We start from the raw sequence: 18,764 nt of genomic DNA, 5'->3' as shown, positions 1-18,764 counted from the left end.
GACCGACGATCCGTGGCCGCTCATGGGAGCACCGGGGGCGCGCGGTACGGTCGTCGGGTGATGTGGAACCGGAAGAGACGACCCGCGGCGCCCGAGCAGCACGGCGCACTCGGCATCGGCGCCCTGGTGCGGGTCGTCGATGCGACGTCGGGCGGCGAGCAGTGGGTGGACTCGATCGGCTCGAGCGACGTCGTCGGCGTCATCGTCGCACCCGGCGGCAACCAACTGGTCGGCTACCCCGGCGTCGGCGAGCCGCTGTCGTGGACCGTCGCGTTCGACGAGCCCGTGTACACGAAGGACGGCCGCGGCCCCTTCGAGCGCGCGACCGTCCTGAGTCGTCAACTGGTCCCGGTGGAACCCGTGCAGCCTGAGGCCTAGTACTCGTCCCCACCGCTCTTGAGCATGGCAGCCATGGCCATGCAGGTCCCGACGCCACCGATGACGCCGATGCCGATGATGACTGCGCCGACGAGTTCGAGCATGGTGGTCTCCTGGTTCCGCGGGGTCCGACGAGGTTCGCCTCCAGGCTACCGGAAGCGCTACCGGATGCCGCGCATCAGGCGCAGCACGGGGCGCGCGGTCACGAGCAGCAGCACGCCGACGACGACCGCCACGGAGCCGAGGACGGCGAAGTAGGGCACCTCGTTGGTCGGGTCGTAGTACTTCGAGAGCACGCCGGTCACCGCGGTGCCGAGCGACACCGACAGGAAGAAGAGCGCCACCATCTGCGTCTGGAACTTCGGCGGCGCGAGCTTCGTGGCGACGGACTGCCCGATCGGGGAGAGCAGCAGCTCGGCGACCGTGAACACGAGCAGGATTCCGGCGAGGACGAGCACGGGGGTGCCGTTCCGGCCGGTCCCGGTGAACGGCAGGAAGAGCAGGAACGCGACGCCCATGATCCCGGTGCCGAGCGCGAACTTCGTCGGGGTGGACGGCTGCCGGTCCCCCAGCCGGGTCCACAGCGCCGCGAAGACCCCGGACAGCACGATGATCATGATCGGGTTGATCGACTGCACCCACGACACGGGCATCTCGAACCCGCCGATCGACCGGTCGAGGCGCTGGTCGGAGTAGATCGTCACGACGGTGAACTGCTGCTGGTACAGCGACCAGAACACGGCGCTGCCGATGAACAGCGGGATGAAGGCGAGCACCCGCGACCGCTCGTCGGCGGTGATGCCGCTCGTCAGGATCACGATGAAGTAGGACACGGTCGCGACGACCACGACGGCGACCACGACGAGTGGCAGGGTGCCGACGGTCAGCAGCCCGGTGACGACGGCGACCACGACGACCGCGAGCGCCACGACGACGCCGACCGCGACCAGGGGGTACCGACGCCGGTCGAGCGGGTTCGCGACCTGCCGGACGACGTCGGGGAGCTTCCGTCGGCGGATCGCGTACTGCACGAGCCCGGCGGCCATGCCGACCGCGGCGAGCCCGAACCCGACGTGGAAGCCCGCTCGGCTCTGCAGCAGGCCGGTGAGGATCGGTCCGGCGAACGCGCCGATGTTCACGCCGAGGTAGTACAGCGAGAACCCGGCGTCACGACGGGGGTCCTCCTTCGTGTAGAGCCCGCCGACGATCGTGGTGGCCGTCGCCTTGAGCCCGCCGGACCCGAGGGCGATGAGCACGAGGCCGACCCCGACGCCCGCGACACCCGGCAGCACCGCGAGGGCGATGTGCCCCAGCATCACGACGACCGCGCTGCCGAACAGCGTGCGGTCGGCCCCGATCAGCCGGTCGGCCGTCCAGGCGCCGAGGATCGTGAACAGGTAGACGGACCCGCCGTACGCGCCCATGATCCCGGTGGCGACGGTCTGGTCGATGCCCAGCCCGCCGCGGGTGAGCGAGTAGTACATGTAGATGAGGACGATGCCCTGCATCCCGTAGAACGAGAACCGCTCCCAGAGCTCGACCGCGAAGGGCGTGGACAACTCGAACGGCTGACCGAAGAACGTGCGCTCGGGTCGCGTCCCGGGCTCGGGGGTGGTGGTGCCTGACATGCCAGCCAGTCTGGCCCGGAGGCGTACGGGACGGCCAGTCGACGAGGACCGCTCGTGATTGGAGGGTTCCCACGAGCCGCCGTGCACCGGCCGCGCCACGCGTTGTCGTGCCGGTACCGCTCTCGTGCGGCTCACGGCCAGGGTGCATAGCGTTGCATCCAGGAACGTCGTCCTGCGCCCCTGCGCGGACGACACCGGACAGTGCAGTTCAGGAGGCACCCCGATGGTCGACATCGCACCCGGCACGAAGCAGACCGACCGTGCGCAGCGCGGCACGAGCCCGAAGGCCGACGCCGGCGGTGACCCGGCACGCGGGACACCGACGGCGGGCACCGACCGCGACGTCCGCATCGACGTCGACCTGCTCGCGGAGCACCTGCTCGGACGCTGGGCCGAGGACCGCCGGATCTCTCGTCGGCTCGTGCTCGACCCCGCGCTGCACAAGACCGAGGGACTCGGCACGATCGAGCACCGCCAGCGCGCCTTCGAGCAGCTGCAGGTCCTGGTCGACGCCGGGGCGATCCAGCGGCCCTACCCGGTCGAGCTCGGCGGCCAGGACAACCACGGCGGCAACCTCGCCGCGTTCGAGGAGCTGACGACGGCGGACCCGTCGCTGCAGATCAAGGCCGGCGTGCAGTGGGGCCTGTTCGGCTCGGCCGTGCACCACCTCGGCACCGCCAGGAACCACGACGAGTTCCTGCCGGGCATCATCCGCTTCGACGTGCCCGGCTGCTTCGCGATGACCGAGACCGGGCACGGCTCGGACGTGCAGAGCATCGCCACCTCGGCGACGTACGACCCGGACACGCGGGAGTTCGTCGTGCACACGCCGTTCCGCGGCGCGTGGAAGGACTACATCGGCAACGCCGCGCTGCACGGCAAGGCGGCCGTCGTGTTCGCCAAGCTCGTCACCCAGGGCGTCGACCACGGCGTGCACGCGTTCTACGTCCCGCTCCGCGACGACGACGGGGAGTTCCTGCCGGGTGTCGGCGGCGAGGACGACGGCGTCAAGGGCGGCCTCAACGGCATCGACAACGGCCGGCTGCACTTCGACCACGTCCGCATCCCCCGCACGAACTTGCTGAACCGCTACGGCGACGTCGCCGAGGACGGCACCTACAGCTCCCCCATCGACTCCCCCGGTCGCCGCTTCTTCACGATGCTCGGCACCCTGGTGCAGGGGCGCGTGTCACTCGACGGCGCGGCCGTGGTCGCGCAGAAGATCGGGCTGCAGATCGCCCTGACGTACGCGATGGAGCGCCGCCAGTTCCCGACCGGCGGCGGCACCGAGGGCGTGCTGCTCGACTACGGCCGGCACCAGCGCCGGCTCATCCCCCGCCTGGCCACCGTGTTCGCCCAGTCCTTCGCGCACGAGCAGCTGCTCCGCACGTTCGACGACGTCTTCAGCGGCCGCCTCGACACCCCGGAGCGCCGCGAGGACCTCGAGACCCAGGCAGCGGCGTTCAAGTCGCTGTCCACGTGGTCAGCGCTCGACACCCTGCAGGAGTGCCGCGAGGCCTGCGGCGGCGCGGGCTTCCTCGCCGAGAACCGGCTGACCAGTCTCCGCGCCGACCTCGACGTCTACGTGACGTTCGAGGGCGACAACACCGTGCTGCTGCAGCTCGTCGGCAAGCGCCTGCTCACCGACTTCCGGAAGAAGGCGCCGAAGGACGCGGCCTCGACCGCGAAGTTCGTCGCCGCGCAGGTCGGCGCCAAGCTCGCGGACGCCTCGGGCATCCGCCGCCTGGGCCAGACGGTCGCCGACCGCGGGTCGCTCGCCGCGAGCGTCACAGACCTCCGCGACGCCGGGACCCAGCGGGCGCTGCTCGCGGGCCGGGTGGACACGATGGTGAGCGAGATCGGCATGCGGCTGAACACCGCCGGCAAGGACCGCGCCCGCGCCGCCCTGCTGCTGAACCGCTCGCAGCACGAGCTCATCGAGGCCGCCAGGGCACACGCCGAGCTCATGCAGTGGGACGCCTTCACGGCCGCGATCGAGGAGGTCCCCGAGGGCGACACCCGCCGCGTGCTCGTCTGGCTCCGCGACCTGTTCGCACTCGGGCTGCTCGAACAGCACCTGGAGTGGTACCTCGTCCACGGGCGGCTCTCCGCGCAGCGTGCCCGCGCGGTGTCGGCGTCCATCGACCGCCTGGTCGCCCGGCTCCGCCCGCTCGTGCCGCAGCTGCTCGAGACGTTCGGCTACGAGCCCGGGCACGTCCGCGCCCCGATCGCCCTCGGCGAGGAGCGCGCACGGCAGGAGGAGGCCGCCGCGTGGTTCGCCACGGAGCGCGCCGCGGGACGGTTGCCGGAGCAGGAGAAGAAGCCCCGCCCCTAGGGGCTCAGGCGCTCGGGTCGTCCGTGGGGGCGGGCGACCCACCGAGCGCCGCGCGCAGCCGAGCCTCGGCGTCGTCGGACGCCGCACGGGTGGCCTCGACGTTGGCCTCGGTCACCGCGCGGACCACTTCCTCGCGCTGGATCTTGACGCCGCGGGGGGCATCGATGCCGATGCGGACGCCGTCGCCCCGGGAGTCGAGCACCGTGATGACGATGTCGTCCCCTATGAGGATCCTCTCGCCGACCTTCCTCTTGAGTACCATCACCCGACCAGCCTAACCACGATGTCCGGTGAGGCTCGCCCGCGGCGCGGCGGTCAGCCGACCGGACGGCGGTTCCCGAAGCGAGACATGACGGATCCGGTCGGCGAACGTCGGAGATCGTGAACCGGATCCGTCACCGCGCAAACGGAACGCCGGCTCACCGTCCGCGCGGCCGGACCGGCCGGACCGGCCGGACTGACACGACCCGCACGACCGGCGCGACCGGCGCGGCGGTCAGCCGACCGGACGGCGGTTCCCGAAGCGAGACATGACGGATCCGGTCGGCGAACGTCGGAGATCGTGAACCGGATCCGTCACCGCGCAAACGGAACGCCGGCTCACCGTCAGCGCGGCCGGACCGGCAGCCCGAGCTCGTGCACGCTGTCCGGCGTGGTCGTCTCCCGGGTGCCGACGGCGAGCACCCCGGCGACCGGCACCACCGCGGCGACGGCGTGCACCATGAGGAGCGAGTCCTCGTGCTTCCGCCCCGCGTCGACGACGACCCACACCTGGTCTGGCGCCAGGCCCTCGAGCGCCGCGTGGTCGTCCCAGGCGACGGCACCGAGCAGCGCGTGGCCCGCGCGGACCCCGTCGGCCCGCGCCAGGATCCCGCCACGGCGGTCGAGGGCGTCGGTCTCCCGCAGGTCGTGCCGCGCGGCGAACGCGGCACGGGCAGCGTCGACGTCGGCGCCGCGCCCGACCAGCAGCACCAGGTCGCCGTCACCCGACAGGACCGGCGGCACCGGGGGCCGCCCCGCGGCCAGCGCACGCCGTCCGCGACGCGTGGTGAGGTCGTGGACGGGAGCCGCGCCTCCAGTCGGTCCGGCCAGGAGGACCGGCGCGGCCTCCAGGGGCGGGCGCGACCCCGAGACGGGGTCGGTGGGGAACGGGATCGCCTCCGGCACCGGGACGGGCGCTGCGACGGGCGCGGGGCCGGTCGCGAGGACGGTCGCGAGGACGGGGACCGGGCCGCTGGGCGCGGCCGGGGCGATGCCGTCGGCGGCGAACCCGCCGAGCACGGACGCGAACGCGTCGGCCCGGGCCTCGCGCGCGCCGTCACCGCTGGCGATGCGGGCCTCGGCCTCGTCGGCGTCGGCGAGGAGCGCGGCGATCCCGATCCGGGTGGCGGGTCCGTCGGCGATGGCGACGCGGGCGGTCGGGACCTCGTCGGGGTCGAGCACCTCGACGGTGGCCTCGACGTGCGCACGGCGGAAGAGCCCGCCGACACCGCCGCTGGTGACGCGCTCGGCGGCGATGATCCGCGCGCCGGCGCCGAACTCGGCTCGGACGGCGTCGCGGACGTCGTCGAGCGTCGCGCCGCTACGCTGCAATCGGGTCGGCGGCACGGACCACTCCCACGGTCTCGATGGTGGAGCCCGCCGCCGTTGCCTCCTGGTAGGAGAGCACGGGGAGGCCGTCGGACTGGGCGGACACCATGCGGTGCACGGCCGGGCGGAGCTGCGGGGCGCAGACGAGCACGGCGGACAGGCCCTGCTCCTCGACGCTCCGGACGGCGTCGCGCACGGAGCCGAGGACCTGTTCGATGCGATGGGCGTCGAGGACGATCTGGGTGCCCTGCTCGGACGGCCGGAGCCCCTCGAGCATGGCCTGTTCGAGCAGCGGGTCGATCATGATCACGCGGAGGACGCCCTGGTCCAGGTGTCGTGCCGGCAGCGCCGGGCCGAGTGCGGCGCGGGCGGACTCGACGAGCCCCTCGGGGTCGGTCGACACCTTCGCGCGGAGCGTCAGCGCCTCGCAGATCCGGCCGAGGTCGTTGATCGGGACGCGCTCGACGAGCAGCCCCTGCAGCACGCGCTGGAGCTCGGCCATCGAGAGCATGCCGGGGACGAGCTCCTCGACGGCGGCGGGGTTGACCTGCTTGACGCCCTCGGCCAGGACCTTGACGTCCTCGCGGGTGAGCAGGCGGGCGGCGTTGTCGCCGATGACGGCCTGCAGGTGGGTGACGAGCACGGACACGCGGTCGATCACGGTCGCGCCGGTCATCTCCGCCGCGTGCCGGAGCTCGGCGGGGACCCACTTGCCGGCCAGACCGAAGACCGGTTCGACGGTGGCGTCGCCCGGCAGGCCGTCGAGCTGGTCGCCGAGGGCCAGGACGCTCCGCGCGGGGGCGGTGCCGCGACCGGCCTCGACGCCGGCGATCCGGATGGCGTACGTCGACGGCGGCAGCTCGATGCTGTCCCGCGTGCGGACGGGCGGCACGACGATGCCCATGTCCATCGCGATCTTGCGGCGGAGCGCCCGCACGCGGCCGAGCAGGTCGTCCGAGGCGCCGGAGACCATGTCGACCAGGTCGGGGGCGAGCTGGATCTCGAGGGCGTGCACGCGCATCTGCTCGACGAGGTCCTCGGTGGTGTCGCCCGACGGTGCGGCAGCGGCGAGGGCCTGCTGCTCGGCCGCGGTGGCCTCGGCCTTCGCGGTGTTCTGCCCGATGCGCCAGCTCGTGAACAGCAGCGTCGCGCCGACGAGCAGGAACGGCACGATCGGCATCCCGGGGATGAAGCCCATCGCGATGGCGGCGACGCCGGCGATCATGAGCGCGTTCCTGGACTGCCCGAGCTGCTTCGTCGCCGAGGCGCCCATCTCGCTCTCGGCACCGGAGCGGGTGACGATCATGCCCGTCGAGACGGCCATCAGGAGCGCGGGGATCTGGGTGACCAGGCCGTCGCCGATCGTCAGGATGCCGTACTTCGACAGCGCGTCCGTGACCGAGAGGCCGTTCTGCAGCATGCCGATCGCGATGCCGCCGATGAGGTTGATGACGATGATGAGGATGCCGGCGATGGCGTCGCCCTTGACGAACTTCGACGCACCGTCCATGGCGCCGTAGAAGTCGGCCTCGGCGGACACCGACGCGCGGCGCTCCTTGGCCTCGGCGTCGGTGATGAGCCCGGCGTTCAGGTCGGCGTCGATCGCCATCTGCTTGCCCGGCATCGCGTCGAGGGTGAAGCGCGCCCCGACCTCGGCGACGCGCTCGGCGCCCTTCGTCACGACGACGAACTGGATGACGATGAGGATGAGGAAGATCACCGCGCCGATGATGATCGACCCGGAGACGGCGACGTGCCCGAACGCCTGGATGACGTCGCCGGCGAACCCCTCGCCGAGCACGAGCCGGGTCGACGCGACGTTGAGCCCGAGCCGGAACAGCGTCGCGACGAGGAGCAGCGACGGGAACACCGAGAAGTCGAGCGGCTTCTTCACGAACAGCGTCGTGAGCAGGATCACCAGCGCCAGCAGGATGTTGCAGATGATCAGGAAGTCCAGCAGGAACGACGGCACCGGCAGGATCAGCAGCAGGATGATGCCGACGATGAGCACCGGGACGGCGAGCTTCGGCAGGTCCTTGAGCTTCATGCGGGGACTCCCTGGGTGGTGGACGCGGCGGGCGTCGGGTTCGTGGTGGGTCGGGGTGTGCGGAGCTTGCGGGGTCTGAGGTCCCCGGTGAGCGTCGCGGGGTCGAGCACGGTGGCGACCTCGTCGGGCGTGGTGGGCCGGGGCGGTGCGTGCGTGCCGGCCGCCGCTCCCCTGGCCTTGAGCGCCATCACGAAGGACAGCACACGGGCGACCGGCGTGTAGAGGTCGACGGGGACCTCGTGGCCGAGCTCGCACGCGGCGTGCAGGGCGCGGGTGAGAGGGACGTCGCGGACGATCGGCACGCGGGACTCCTCGGCGCGGGCACGGATGACGTCGGCGACCGGACCGGCCCCCTTCGCCACGACCCGCGGCGCGGACTTGCCCGGCTCGTACTTCAGCGCGACGGCGTAGTGCGTCGGGTTCGTCATCACGACGTCCGCGTCGCCGACCGCCTGGATCATCCGGTTGCGGCTCATCGCGAGCTGGCGGGAGCGCCGCTGGCCCTTGACGTGCGGGTCGCCCTCGGCGGACTTGTTCTCGTCCTTGACCTCGCGCTTGGTCATCATGGTGCGCTTGCGGTTGCGGCGGATGACGACGAACACGTCGAGCGCGGCGAGCACCAGGCCCGCGGCGATCGCGGCGCGGAGGAGCGTCCCCGCGCCCTCGCCGGCGGCGCCGAGCACGGCCGACAGGGGCAGCGACCCGCTCGTCATGAGGACGGGCACGAGTCCCTGCACGGCGAACCAGAGCACGAGGCCGACGACGGCCGTCTTCACGAGGGCCTTGACGCCGTTCCAGAGCGCCTGGGTGCCGAAGACCCGCTTGAGGCCCTGCACGGGGTCGAAGTGCTCGGGCGTCGGGGCGATGGAGCGGACGTGCACGCCGCCCTGGGCGACGGCGGTCGCGGTGACGGCGACGAGCACGACGAGGAGCAGCGGGCCGAGCGTCGCCGCCATCGATCCCATCGCGTCCTCGAAGACGCCGCGCATGGTGCCGATCGACGGGTCGGCGATGACGGTCTTGACGGCGTCGAGCTGTTCCTGCCCGGCACCGGCGGCGCGGCCGATCGTGGCCGGGATCATCAGCGCCGCGACGGCGATGCCGATCCACGCGCCGAGGTCCTGGGACCGGCCGAGCTGGCCCTTCTTGTGGACCTCCTTCATCCGCTTGGAGGTGGCCTTCTCGGACTTCTCACCGCTGTCGGACATGGCTCACCCCCTCCCGGTGATCGCCTGCACGGCGTCACCCGTCAGGCTGGACACCACGGACGGCAGCGCCATGAAGAGCGCCCCGGCGAAGATGACGGTCAGGCCGATCTTGATCGGGAAGCCCATCTGGAAGGCGTTGAGCGCGGGGGCGACGCGGGTGAGCAGGCCGAGGCCGACGTCGGCGAGGAACAGCACGACGACGAGCGGGCCGGCGATCTGCAGCGTCGCGAGGAACATCTGCGACAGTGCCGCGACGAGGAGCCCGGCGACGCCGCCGAACGCCATCGTGCCGACGTGCCCGGTGCCGTCGACCAGGGGCACCGCATCGAACGAGCGGACGATGCCGGCGACGATGAGCTGGTACCCGCCGCTGGCGAAGAGCAGCGCGAGCGCCGCCATCTGGAACAGGCGCGTGAACTGCGCACCGTTCACCTGCGACTGCGGGTCGTACGCCTGCGCGAGCGTGAAGCCGCCGAACAGGTCGATGAGGGCACCGGCCGACTGCACGGCGGAGAACACCAGGTACACCAGGAACCCGAGGACGAGTCCGACGCCGAGCTGTGTGACGAGCGCGACGAGGAAGGCGCCGGTGTCGAGCGAGGTGTACCCGGCGGTGACGCGCGGGGCGACCCCGACGGCGAGCCCGAGCGCCAGGATGAGCTTCGCCGTGGCGGGGAACGCCTTGTACGAGAACGGCGGGGCGATCATGAAGAACGCGATGAGCCGGACGCCGGCGAGCATGGTGCCCTCGAGCCCGTCGAAGTCGATCGCGAGCTCCATCAGGCGGCCCCGAGCAGCTTCGGGATCTGGTCGAACGCGAAGTGCGTGAACCCGATCATCTCGGAGATCATCCAGTTGCCACAGACGACCAGCGCGACGGCGACCGCGAGGGCCTTCGGCACGAACGACAGCGTCACCTCCTGGATCTGGGTGACGGACTGGAAGAGCGAGATCGCGAAGCCCACGACGAGCGACGTGACGAGCACGGGCGCCGCGAGCTTGCCGGCGACGACGAGTGCCTGGAGGACGAGGTCGATGACCGCCTGCTGGTCCATCAGTGCACCACCTGGTAGCTCTCGATGAGCGACTTGATGATGAGCCCCCACCCGTCGACGAGCACGAACAGCAGCACCTTGAACGGCAGCGAGATCATCACCGGTGGGAGCATCATCATGCCCATCGACATCAGGGCCGCGGACACGACGAGGTCGATCACGAGGAACGGGATGAAGATGACGAACCCGATGATGAACGCGCTGCGGAGCTCGGAGATGATGAACGCCGGGATCACGGTGGTCATCGGCACGTCGGCGAGCGTCTTCGGGTTGTCGAGGCCGGCGGCGCGGGTGATGAGCGCCACGTCCTCCTCACGCGTCTGGTGCAGCATGAAGGTGCGGAGCGGCTTCGTGCCGATGTCGACGGCCTGCTGGAAGTCGAGGTGTCCGGCGAGGTAGGGCTGCAGCGCGTCGTCGTTGATGTGCCCGATCACCGGGGCCATCACGAACAGCGACAGGAACAGGGCCAGGCCGGCGATGACCTGGTTCGGCGGGATCGACTGCAGGCCGAGCGCGTTCCTGGTCATGGCGAGGACGACGAAGATCTTCGTGAACGACGTCATCATCAGCATCAGCGCCGGGGCGACGCTGAGCAGCGTGATGCCGATCAGCGTGACGACGGCGGACGAGGGCGCCCCGTCCGGGCCGTTCACGTTCACCGAGAAGCCGCCGCCGGTGGGGGCGGTGGGCGTCGCGGGAGCGGTGGGCTCGACGACGCCGGCCGCGTGGGCGCCGGTCGCGGTGAGCATCAGGAACCCGGCCACCACCGCCACGCCGAGGATCGCGAGCAGGACGAGCCTGGCACCGCGCGCCGCGGTCACCCGGCCCGCCGGGAGCGCAGCGCGGCGGCGGCCTGCCGCCAGGTGTCGGCGGACAGGAGCGATCCCTGCAGCTGCGCGGACGTGGGGACGACGGTGCGCTGGGGGCGACGGTCGCGGTTGCGCGGACGCATCGGGAGCGGCTCTGCCGCCGGAGCGGACGGGAGGCTCGTGGCGGCCTGGTCCTGCAGCGCGAGTTCCTGACGGAACGCCTCCGCCGACGGGGTCGGCATCGGGACCGCAGTCGGGGCCGAGGTCGCGGCCTGGGTCGCGCGGACGGGCAGCTGGACCGGTCCGGTGACGATGGTGAGCTCGGGCGCGGGGGCCTCGCCGCTCGTGAGCAGGCTCACGCCGTGCTCGGTCACGCCGAGGACGAGGCGCTCGCCCTCCACGTCGACGACGACCACGCTGGCCTTGCCGCCGATGCCGGTGCGGCCGACGACCTCGATCGCGGCGGACCGACGACCCCTGGCCTTCGCCCGGCCGAACTGCCCCTTCGCCATGCGGCGGTGCAGCACCCACATCAGGGCGAGCACGACGCCGAGCGAGAGCACGACGCGGAGGGTGATGACGAGGGTGTCCACGCGGGTCAGACCGTCTCGGCGACGTCGAGGATCTTGGTGATGCGGACGGCGTAGTCCTGGTCGACGACGACGACCTCGCCGTGGGCGATGAGGCGGCCGTTCAGCAGCACGTCGGCGGGGGCACCGGCGGATCGGTCGAGCTCGACGACCGCGCCGGGCTCCATGCCGAGCACGTCGCGGACGGACATCCGGGTGCGGCCGATCTCGACCGTCAGGGTCATCTCGACGTTGTTGATGCGACCGAGGTTCCCGCTGGGGATCCCGAGCGCGGGCGCCTGGGTGGTGGCACCGAGGACGCCGTTCTCGCGGATGCGCACGGCGAACCAGCCACCGGGCACGCCGCCGGCGGTGAGCTCGAACACGACGGTGTCGGCGTCGGCGAAGAGCGACGCGGCGGACTCACGGCGGGCCTCGCCGAGGACGCCCACGCCGAGGACGGACGCGGCGGCCTCGAGCGACGGACGGAGCACGTCGGTGACGTCGACCAGGCCGTGGTCGGTGCCGCCGGCGGCGGTGACCCCGTCGAGGTCGGTGAGGACCAGCGCGAGGTCCGCGGAGAGCCCGCCGACGAACGAGGCGACCACGCCGTCGACCGCGGCCTGCATGCCGGCGGGGGTCGAGCCTCCCGGCAGGACCGACGCGTGCAGCGGGACCGTCGTCGGGAGCTGACCGACGAGTGCCTCGGCGGCGCCGGTGTGGAGGGTGGTGGTGGCGGTCATGCGGGCTGCTCCGATGTGGTGGTGACGACGATGCCGGCGAGGCGCGAGCCGTTCGCGCCGACGGCGGCGGTGCCGACGGGCTCGCCGTCGACCGCGATGGTGAGGGGACGGTGCTGCGGGTGGGGCAGCGGCAGGACGTCGCCGACGGCGAGCCGCAGCACCTGCGACGGCAGCACGGTGGCGGGTGCGAAGTGCAGGGCGACGCCGACGGGGACGCTGGCGAGCTGCACGTCGAGGAGCGCTCGGGCGTCGGCGGGCGTCACGGTCGCCGCGGCCTCGCCGAGCTGCGGCAGGACGGCCTCGGCGGGCAGGGCCAGCGTGCCGGGGGCGATGCGCTCCCCCACGCGGATGTCGAACGAGGCGACGATCATCAGGTCGCCCTTCTGCGCGGCCTGGGCGAACTGGCTGTTGTACTGGAAGCCGCTCACGCCGATGTCCTGCGCGAGCAGGCCGCCGAACGAGTACCGGAGGTCGTCGAGGGCGTCCTCGACGAGTTTGCGGACCAGGGCCTGTTCGATGGGCGTGAAGGTGCGGTCCGGGGTGGGCAGCGGGCGCGAGGCGCCGAGCGCGTGCGACACCCAGGTCAGGGCGGCGTCGAGCGGGACCTGCAGCACGCCCTTCGGGGCCGTGTCGACGATCGGCAGCAGTGCCATGCCCGTCAGTGCGGGCAGGGACGCGGCGTACTCGTCGTACGTCATCATCTGGACCTGCTCGCACGTGACCTGGCTCACGACGCGGACCTTCGCGGTCAGCTGCGTGCCCCACTGTCGGGCGAAGGTCTCGAAGGCGAGCTCGAGGACCCGGGCGTGCTCGCGGGCGAGCGTCGAGGGGCGCGCGAAGTCGTACACCTCGGGTGCGGGCAGGGTCTCGGTCACGGAGGCGTCTATCGGCCGCCTGAGTGTCCTCCGTCAGTGCTGTACCCCGTAGTGGGGCGGTGGGCGGTCAGTGCCCGGCATCGCTCCCGGAGTCGCCGTGGGTGTCGGCTGCCGCGGTGTCCTTGGTCGTCGTCGCCTTCTCCGTCGTGGTCGTGGTGGCGGCGGCGCTGCCGCCGGTCCCGCGGGCGTGGTCCTGCGCCGCGGCCAGTGCCGGCATCAGGGAGCTGACGTCCTGGTCCTGGTTCGACAGCACCACGATGTCGACCCGGCGGTTCAGGGCGAGGTCCGCGTCGGTCTCCCCCGTCGCCAGGGGACGGCTCGACCCGAACCCCACGCTCTGCACGTGGTCGCCCGGCATCCCGCCGCGCTCGACGAGGTCGCGCAGCACCCCGGTCGCCCGGGCCGAGCTGAGCTCCCAGTTGGTGGCGTACGGGGCGGTCGAGTTCCGCTGGTCGGCGTGGCCCTCGATGCTGACGTCGTGCCCGGCGGTCTTCAGCACCGGCGCGATGGCGTCCATGATCGTCTTGGCCTGACCGGAGAGGTCCGCGCTGTTCGTGCCGAAGTACGTCTCGCTGCCGACCAGGCGCACGATGAGCCCGCGGGCGTCGACGGTGAACGTGACGTTGGCGGTCTGCCCGGCCTTCTGCAGGTTGCCCGTGATGGCCTTCTGGATGGCCTTGAGGTCGTCGAGCTCCTGCTCCGCCGCGGCGAGGTCCTTCTTCGTCGCGGTGACCGGCACGACGGTCGACGCGGGGTCGACGTTCGTGTCCTTCGCCCCGGACGCCGCCGTCGAGTGGTCCGCCTGGGCCTTGTCCGTGGAGTAGCCGGAGCCGTCCTCGACCTGGTCCTTCGTCACGACGGTGCCGCTCGCGGTGTCGACCTTCTGCGACTTCACCTCGCCGAAGCCCGTCGCCAGGGAGTTCTTCAGCGCGATGTACTTCTCCTGGTCGACCGTGGACATCGCGAAGAGCACCAGGAACATGCACATCAGCACGGTGATCATGTCCATGTAGGACGCCATCCACCGCTCGTCGGGGTGCTCGGCGTCGTCGTGCCCGCCCTTCTTCCGACCACGACCGCGGCCGCGGGGGTTCGCGCTCATCGTCAGGCCGCCAGCTGCTGGTCGTCGGCCGTCGCGCCCTTGGCCGCCTTGCCCTTGCCGCCGGTGTCGTTGCGGGCGGCGGGCGGGACCATGGCCTTCAGCCGCTCCCCGAGCAGGCGGGGCTGACTGCCGGCCTGCACCGCGAGCAGCCCCTCCATCAGGAGCGTCTGACGGTCGGACTCGAGCTGCGCGAGCTTGCGGAGCTTGCCGCCGATCGGCAGCCACATGAAGTTGGCGGTGAGCAGGCCCCACAGCGTCGCCACGAAGGCGCTCGCGATGAGGGGGCCGAGCTCGTCCGGCTTGCCGAGGTTGGCGAGCACGTGGGTCAGCGACACGACGGTGCCGATGATGCCGACGGTCGGGGCGAACCCGCCGAGGCCCATGAAGAACGAGCTCGCGCTGCGCATCGGTGCGGCGTTCGACTCGATCTCGTCCTCGAGCAGGATCCGGAGCTCGTCGCCGTCGGTGCCGTCGGCGATGTTCTGCAGCGCCTTCTTCATGAACGGGTCGTCGTGCTTCTCGGCCTCCTGCTCCAGGGCGAGCAGGCCGTTCGAGCGGGCGACCTCGGCCAGGCCGACGACGTCCTCGATCACCGACGCCGGCGGGGTGACCTTGCCGGTGAAGGCCTTGGGCGCGGCCTTGAAGCTCGCGATGGCGTCCTTGAGCGTGGTGCTCGCGACCCCGGCGCCGATGGTGGCACCGAACACGAGCAGGATCGGCGCGGGGAGGAACAGTCCGCCGAGTTCGACATGCTCCATCTCGATCATGCCGAAGAGGGCGCCGAAGGCGAGGAGGATGCCGACGATCGTCGCGATGTCCATGTCAGCGACCCCCGTCCTGCGTCCAGGCCGCTGCGTGCAGGGCGGGCGCCGCGTGCAGGGCGGCGACGGGAGCGAGCGTCGGCTGCGGCCCGGTGACGGTGCGCGGCTCGGTGCCGTAGGCCATGGTGACGATGCGGGCGCGGTACGCGGCGATCCGCTCGATGACCTCGGCCATCGACTCGCGGACGATGTACTTCGCGCCGTCGACCATGATGAGGGTCGTGTCCGGCGTCTCCTGGATGCGCTCCACGAGGTCGGGGTTGACAGCGAAGCCGCTGCCGTTGAGTCGTGTGACGACGATCATGGGGTCCGTCCCTGGGGTGTCTCACCTGCCACCGTCCGTGGGGCAGGTCGTCCGACCACCCGTCCGTGGGTGGTCAGTGCGCTCTATCGGCCGTCGGCGTGTCCCCGTTAGTGACGACACGGACGGGAGGCTCCTGGCGGGGTCCGGCAGGAGCCTCCCGTCCGGCAGATCCCGGGCGGGTGCATCCGGGCGGGCCCTCCGGACGGTAGTGGGGGTAGGCGTCGATGACGACGCCCACCCGACCCGGCCTGACGGCCGACCTGGAGGCACACCATGCGCAAGAACCTCGTGACCGGCATCGGCGCCGGCGCACTGCTCGCGGCGTTCGCGATCGCGGTCCCCGCGACCGCGGCGACCGCAGCACCCGGCGACGCCACGCTGAGCGTCCTGCACGCCGTCCCCGACACCACGGTCGACGTCTGGCTCGACGGCGCCCGGGCGATCGACGACTTCACGCCCGGCACGATGGCCGGACCGATGTCCGTCGCCGCCGGGGCGCACACGCTCGCGATCACGGCGAGTGACGCGACCGACGACTCGAAGCCCATCATCGGCCCGGCCGACGTGTCGTTCGCCGCCGGCAGCAACTCCACCGCGGTGGCCCACCTGAAGGCCGACGGCACCCCGACGGCGACCGTCTTCACGAACGACACCTCCGCGGTCCCCGCCGGGCAGGGTCGTCTCGTCGTGCGGCACGTCGCAGCCGCACCCGCGGTCGACGTCCTCGCGGGCGGGAAGGCCGTCGTGTCGAACCTGTCGAACCCGGACGAGCAGGCGCTCGTGCTGCCGGCCGGCACCGTGTCCGCCACGGTCGCGGCGACCGGGACGACCGCTCCGGTGATCGGCCCGGCCGACGTCGCCGTCGCCGCGGGTGCCGACACCATCGTGTACGCGTGGGGCAGCCTGGAGGACGACAACCTGATGCTCGCCACGCAGACGATCAGCGACCTCGGCGGTGACCCGAACGGCGTGCCGGCCGGGAACGCCGGACTCGTCGCGACGAACGGCACGGGGACCACCCCGCTCGTGATCGGCGGCAGCGCCGTCGTCCTCGCCGGGCTGGCGCTCCTGGTCCTCCGACGTCGCGTGAGCGCCGTCCGAGCCGCACGGCGCTGACCGTGCACCACCGGGTCGGGGCGGCGGTGGCGGTCCCCCTCGCCGCCGCCGTCGCCCTGGCCTGCCTGACCGGGTGCTCGTCGGCGGACCGTGTCCCCGGCGGGCGCTCGCTCTCGGGGGACGGTGCGTGGTCGTCAGCGGCCGCCGCGCCGACACCGGCACCGTCGGCGTTCTCCACCGCCGTGCCCCTGCGCGACGCGGCGCTCCCCGACGAGGTGCCGGTCGTGGTCGCCCCCGTGCGCGTCGCCGTCCCGGCCCTCGGCATCGACCAGGCCGTCCAGCCCGAGGGCGTCGACCCCACCGGCGCGATGGCACTCCCCGCGGACCCGGCAGTTGCCGGCTGGTGGCGGTTCGGCTCGACCCCGTCCTCCGCGGCCGGCTCCACCGTCCTCGCCGCGCACGTGGACGCGGTCGGGTACGGCATCGGCCCGTTCGCGCACCTGGTCGACGTGCCCGTCGGTACGCGGGTCACCGTCACCAGCGAGGACGGCACCACGACGCGGTACGCCGTCGCGACGGTCGACCTGCTCGCGAAGACCGGCGTGCCCTGGGCGAGCGTGTTCGACCACGACGGACCTCGGCGTCTCGTGCTCGTCACCTGCGGCGGCACGTTCGACACCACCACGCACCACTACCGCAGCAACCTCGTCGTCACCGCGACACCGCTGTGACCGATCCCCGACTCCCCACCGCCACCCGGCCCCGCGCCCTACGATCAGGGCAGGGGTCCCGAGCGGCCCCCGGAAGGCACCACGACGACGTGACGACCAACCAGCCCGACGAGCGCGACCTCGCCGACGCCTTCGGCAGCGGTGACGAGCGCGTCCTCCGGGCGGTCTACGAGCGCTGGTCGTCCCTCGTGTACACGCTCGCACTGCGTTCGCTGACCGACGCCGCGGCCGCCGAGGACGTCACCCAGCAGGTCTTCGTCCGGGCCTGGCGTGGACGGCACACCTACCACCCCGACACGGCTCCGCTCGGCGCGTGGCTCGTCGGCATCACCCGGAACTGCGTCGCCGACGCCCTGGCCGAACGGGCACGGCACGAGCGGGTCGCCCACGCCGTCGCCGACGAGGAACGGACCACTCCCGCCGAGGACCCGCACGACGGGATGGCGGAACGCGTGCTCGTCGCCGGGGAGCTCGACCGGCTCGAGGAGGTGCCGCGCACGGTGATGCGACTGGCGTTCTTCGAGGAACTGAGCCACCGTGAGATCGCGGAACGGCTCGGGCTGCCGCTCGGCACCGTGAAGAGCCACATCCGTCGAAGTCTGGCTCGGCTCCGAACACGTCTGGAGGTGATCGAATGAACCACATCGACGAGGAGTCCCTCGCGTTGCTCGCCATCGGCGACGACGCGCCCTCCGGTGCGGCCGCCGAGCACCTCGCCGCGTGCCCGGCGTGCCGTGCCGAGCTGGAGGACCTGCGGCACGTGGTGACCGTGGCGAAGTCGTCGCAGAGCGTCGAGCTCCAGCAGCCGTCCGCGCGCGTGTGGGACCGGATCGCGACGGACCTCGGGTTCGACGACCGGTCAGCCGCGCCGGCAGCGGCGCCCGCGCCTGCTCCTGCTGCTGCCGAGCACGTCGCTCCGCTCCGTCGGTCCCGGGTCCGTCGTCGCACGGCGCTGCTCCTCACCGCGGCCGCTGCCGTCGTGGGCCTGGTGCTCGGCCTCGGCGGTGGCTGGTACCTGTTCGCCGGCGGCCCGGGCCGCTCCGACACGGTGGTGTCCCGCACGGCGCTCGACCCGCTGCCCGGCTGGTCCGGTGCCCGCGGGTCCGCCGAGCTCGAGCGGGACGGGGACGGACGGCTCAGCCTGGTCGTCGACCTCGACCACCGGGCCCGCGACGGCGCAGCACCCCTCCGCGAGGTCTGGATGATGCGCTCCGACCTCAGCGGGCTGGTCAGCGTCGGGTTCCTCGACGGCGACACCGGCCGGTTCGTGGTGCCCGCGGGCGTCGACCCGACGCGGTACCCCGTCGTGGACGTCTCCGCCGAGTCGAACGACGGCGACCCCGCGCACTCGGGCAACTCCGTCGTGCGCGGCACGCTCCACACGCGGGCCTGACGCCGCAGCCCACCCGCAGGTCCACGCAAGGGGGGACGGGCCGTCACCCGACCGGGCGGACCGACCCGGTCCTCCCGGCCGTTGCCCAGGCCCACCACAGCACCAGCGCAGGTCGGGAGC

General features: G+C 72.3%; 20 protein-coding genes. 6 read left to right on the top strand and 14 right to left on the bottom strand.

Annotated elements, in window-relative coordinates; genetic code table 11:
• The first annotated feature begins 57 nt into the window (after positions 1 to 57).
• On the top strand, positions 58 to 378 hold the full coding sequence (locus tag OVA28_RS12970) for a hypothetical protein (protein WP_268097257.1): 321 nt from the start codon (positions 58 to 60) through the stop codon (positions 376 to 378).
• A 161-nt stretch (positions 379 to 539) separates the two neighbouring features.
• Here the strand turns inward: OVA28_RS12970 and OVA28_RS12965 are convergent, their stop codons facing one another.
• Positions 540 to 2,006 carry a peptide MFS transporter gene (locus OVA28_RS12965; RefSeq protein ID WP_268097256.1) on the bottom strand — a complete coding sequence of 489 codons (1,467 nt, stop codon included), beginning with the start codon at positions 2,004 to 2,006 and terminating at the stop codon, positions 540 to 542.
• 223 nt (positions 2,007 to 2,229) lie between these two features.
• On the opposite strand from OVA28_RS12965, the gene OVA28_RS12960 reads away from it, so the two are divergent.
• Complete coding sequence (locus OVA28_RS12960) at positions 2,230 to 4,341, top strand: acyl-CoA dehydrogenase family protein (RefSeq protein WP_268097255.1); 2,112 nt, start codon at positions 2,230 to 2,232, stop codon at positions 4,339 to 4,341.
• A 4-nt stretch (positions 4,342 to 4,345) separates the two neighbouring features.
• On the opposite strand, the gene OVA28_RS12955 is transcribed toward OVA28_RS12960, so the two are convergent.
• The 13 genes from OVA28_RS12955 to OVA28_RS12895 all read right to left on the bottom strand — a co-directional run bounded on the left by OVA28_RS12955 (position 4,346) and on the right by OVA28_RS12895 (position 15,464).
• Positions 4,346 to 4,603 (bottom strand): carbon storage regulator, encoded by a 258-nt coding sequence (locus OVA28_RS12955; protein WP_442780800.1) that lies wholly within the window; start codon positions 4,601 to 4,603, stop codon positions 4,346 to 4,348.
• Between the two features lie 344 nt (positions 4,604 to 4,947).
• Positions 4,948 to 5,949 (bottom strand): hypothetical protein, encoded by a 1,002-nt coding sequence (locus OVA28_RS12950; RefSeq protein WP_268097253.1) that lies wholly within the window; start codon positions 5,947 to 5,949, stop codon positions 4,948 to 4,950.
• Positions 5,924 to 7,978 (bottom strand): flagellar biosynthesis protein FlhA, encoded by a 2,055-nt coding sequence (locus OVA28_RS12945; RefSeq protein ID WP_268097252.1) that lies wholly within the window; start codon positions 7,976 to 7,978, stop codon positions 5,924 to 5,926. Before OVA28_RS12945 ends, OVA28_RS12950 begins: the two co-directional genes overlap by 26 nt.
• Positions 7,975 to 9,186 (bottom strand): EscU/YscU/HrcU family type III secretion system export apparatus switch protein, encoded by a 1,212-nt coding sequence (locus OVA28_RS12940; RefSeq protein WP_194660955.1) that lies wholly within the window; start codon positions 9,184 to 9,186, stop codon positions 7,975 to 7,977. Before OVA28_RS12940 ends, OVA28_RS12945 begins: the two co-directional genes overlap by 4 nt.
• A gap of 3 nt (positions 9,187 to 9,189) precedes the next feature.
• Positions 9,190 to 9,966 (bottom strand): flagellar biosynthetic protein FliR, encoded by a 777-nt coding sequence (locus OVA28_RS12935; protein WP_194660956.1) that lies wholly within the window; start codon positions 9,964 to 9,966, stop codon positions 9,190 to 9,192.
• A complete protein-coding gene (gene fliQ / locus OVA28_RS12930; RefSeq protein WP_194660957.1) occupies positions 9,966 to 10,241 on the bottom strand; it encodes a flagellar biosynthesis protein FliQ in 276 nt (91 codons plus the stop codon). Before fliQ ends, OVA28_RS12935 begins: the two co-directional genes overlap by 1 nt.
• Entirely contained in the window at positions 10,241 to 11,062 is an 822-nt protein-coding gene (gene fliP / locus OVA28_RS12925; protein WP_071275561.1) for a flagellar type III secretion system pore protein FliP, read from the bottom strand. The genes fliQ and fliP overlap by 1 nt, the downstream gene beginning before the upstream one ends.
• Positions 11,059 to 11,643 carry a FliO/MopB family protein gene (locus OVA28_RS12920; RefSeq protein ID WP_268097251.1) on the bottom strand — a complete coding sequence of 195 codons (585 nt, stop codon included), beginning with the start codon at positions 11,641 to 11,643 and terminating at the stop codon, positions 11,059 to 11,061. The genes fliP and OVA28_RS12920 overlap by 4 nt, the downstream gene beginning before the upstream one ends.
• Positions 11,644 to 11,648: 5 nt before the next feature.
• Positions 11,649 to 12,362 (bottom strand): flagellar motor switch protein FliN, encoded by a 714-nt coding sequence (gene fliN, locus OVA28_RS12915; RefSeq protein ID WP_268097250.1) that lies wholly within the window; start codon positions 12,360 to 12,362, stop codon positions 11,649 to 11,651.
• On the bottom strand, positions 12,359 to 13,237 hold the full coding sequence (locus tag OVA28_RS12910) for a flagellar motor switch protein FliM (RefSeq protein ID WP_194660961.1): 879 nt from the start codon (positions 13,235 to 13,237) through the stop codon (positions 12,359 to 12,361). The genes fliN and OVA28_RS12910 overlap by 4 nt, the downstream gene beginning before the upstream one ends.
• A 67-nt stretch (positions 13,238 to 13,304) precedes the next feature.
• A complete protein-coding gene (locus OVA28_RS12905) occupies positions 13,305 to 14,339 on the bottom strand; it encodes an OmpA/MotB family protein (protein ID WP_268097249.1) in 1,035 nt (344 codons plus the stop codon).
• A 2-nt stretch (positions 14,340 to 14,341) separates the two neighbouring features.
• Positions 14,342 to 15,160, bottom strand: coding sequence for a motility protein A (locus tag OVA28_RS12900; protein ID WP_194660963.1), 819 nt, complete (start codon positions 15,158 to 15,160; stop codon positions 14,342 to 14,344).
• Position 15,161: 1 nt separating this feature from the next.
• The gene (locus tag OVA28_RS12895) at positions 15,162 to 15,464 is read right to left on the bottom strand and encodes a flagellar FlbD family protein (protein WP_268097248.1); all 303 of its coding nucleotides are present in this window, start codon (positions 15,462 to 15,464) and stop codon (positions 15,162 to 15,164) included.
• Positions 15,465 to 15,737: 273 nt separating this feature from the next.
• Between OVA28_RS12895 and OVA28_RS12890 the strand changes: the two genes are divergently transcribed.
• From OVA28_RS12890 to OVA28_RS12875, 4 genes are all read left to right on the top strand, one after another.
• Positions 15,738 to 16,580 carry a DUF4397 domain-containing protein gene (locus OVA28_RS12890; protein ID WP_268097247.1) on the top strand — a complete coding sequence of 281 codons (843 nt, stop codon included), beginning with the start codon at positions 15,738 to 15,740 and terminating at the stop codon, positions 16,578 to 16,580.
• Positions 16,581 to 16,606: 26 nt separating this feature from the next.
• Positions 16,607 to 17,251: a class F sortase gene (locus tag OVA28_RS12885; protein WP_268097246.1), complete on the top strand. Its 645-nt coding sequence runs from the start codon at positions 16,607 to 16,609 to the stop codon at positions 17,249 to 17,251.
• 89 nt (positions 17,252 to 17,340) lie between these two features.
• Positions 17,341 to 17,889 (top strand): RNA polymerase sigma factor, encoded by a 549-nt coding sequence (locus OVA28_RS12880; protein ID WP_194660970.1) that lies wholly within the window; start codon positions 17,341 to 17,343, stop codon positions 17,887 to 17,889.
• Entirely contained in the window at positions 17,886 to 18,644 is a 759-nt protein-coding gene (locus OVA28_RS12875; RefSeq protein ID WP_268097245.1) for an anti-sigma factor domain-containing protein, read from the top strand. Before OVA28_RS12880 ends, OVA28_RS12875 begins: the two co-directional genes overlap by 4 nt.
• Positions 18,645 to 18,764 lie beyond the last annotated feature (120 nt).

Origin of the sequence: Curtobacterium sp. SL109, from assembly GCF_026672405.1 — a bacterium.
Classification (GTDB): domain Bacteria; phylum Actinomycetota; class Actinomycetes; order Actinomycetales; family Microbacteriaceae; genus Curtobacterium.
The sequence above is the reverse complement of the archived record's forward strand: the minus strand, read 5'-3'. Positions and strand labels throughout refer to the sequence as shown.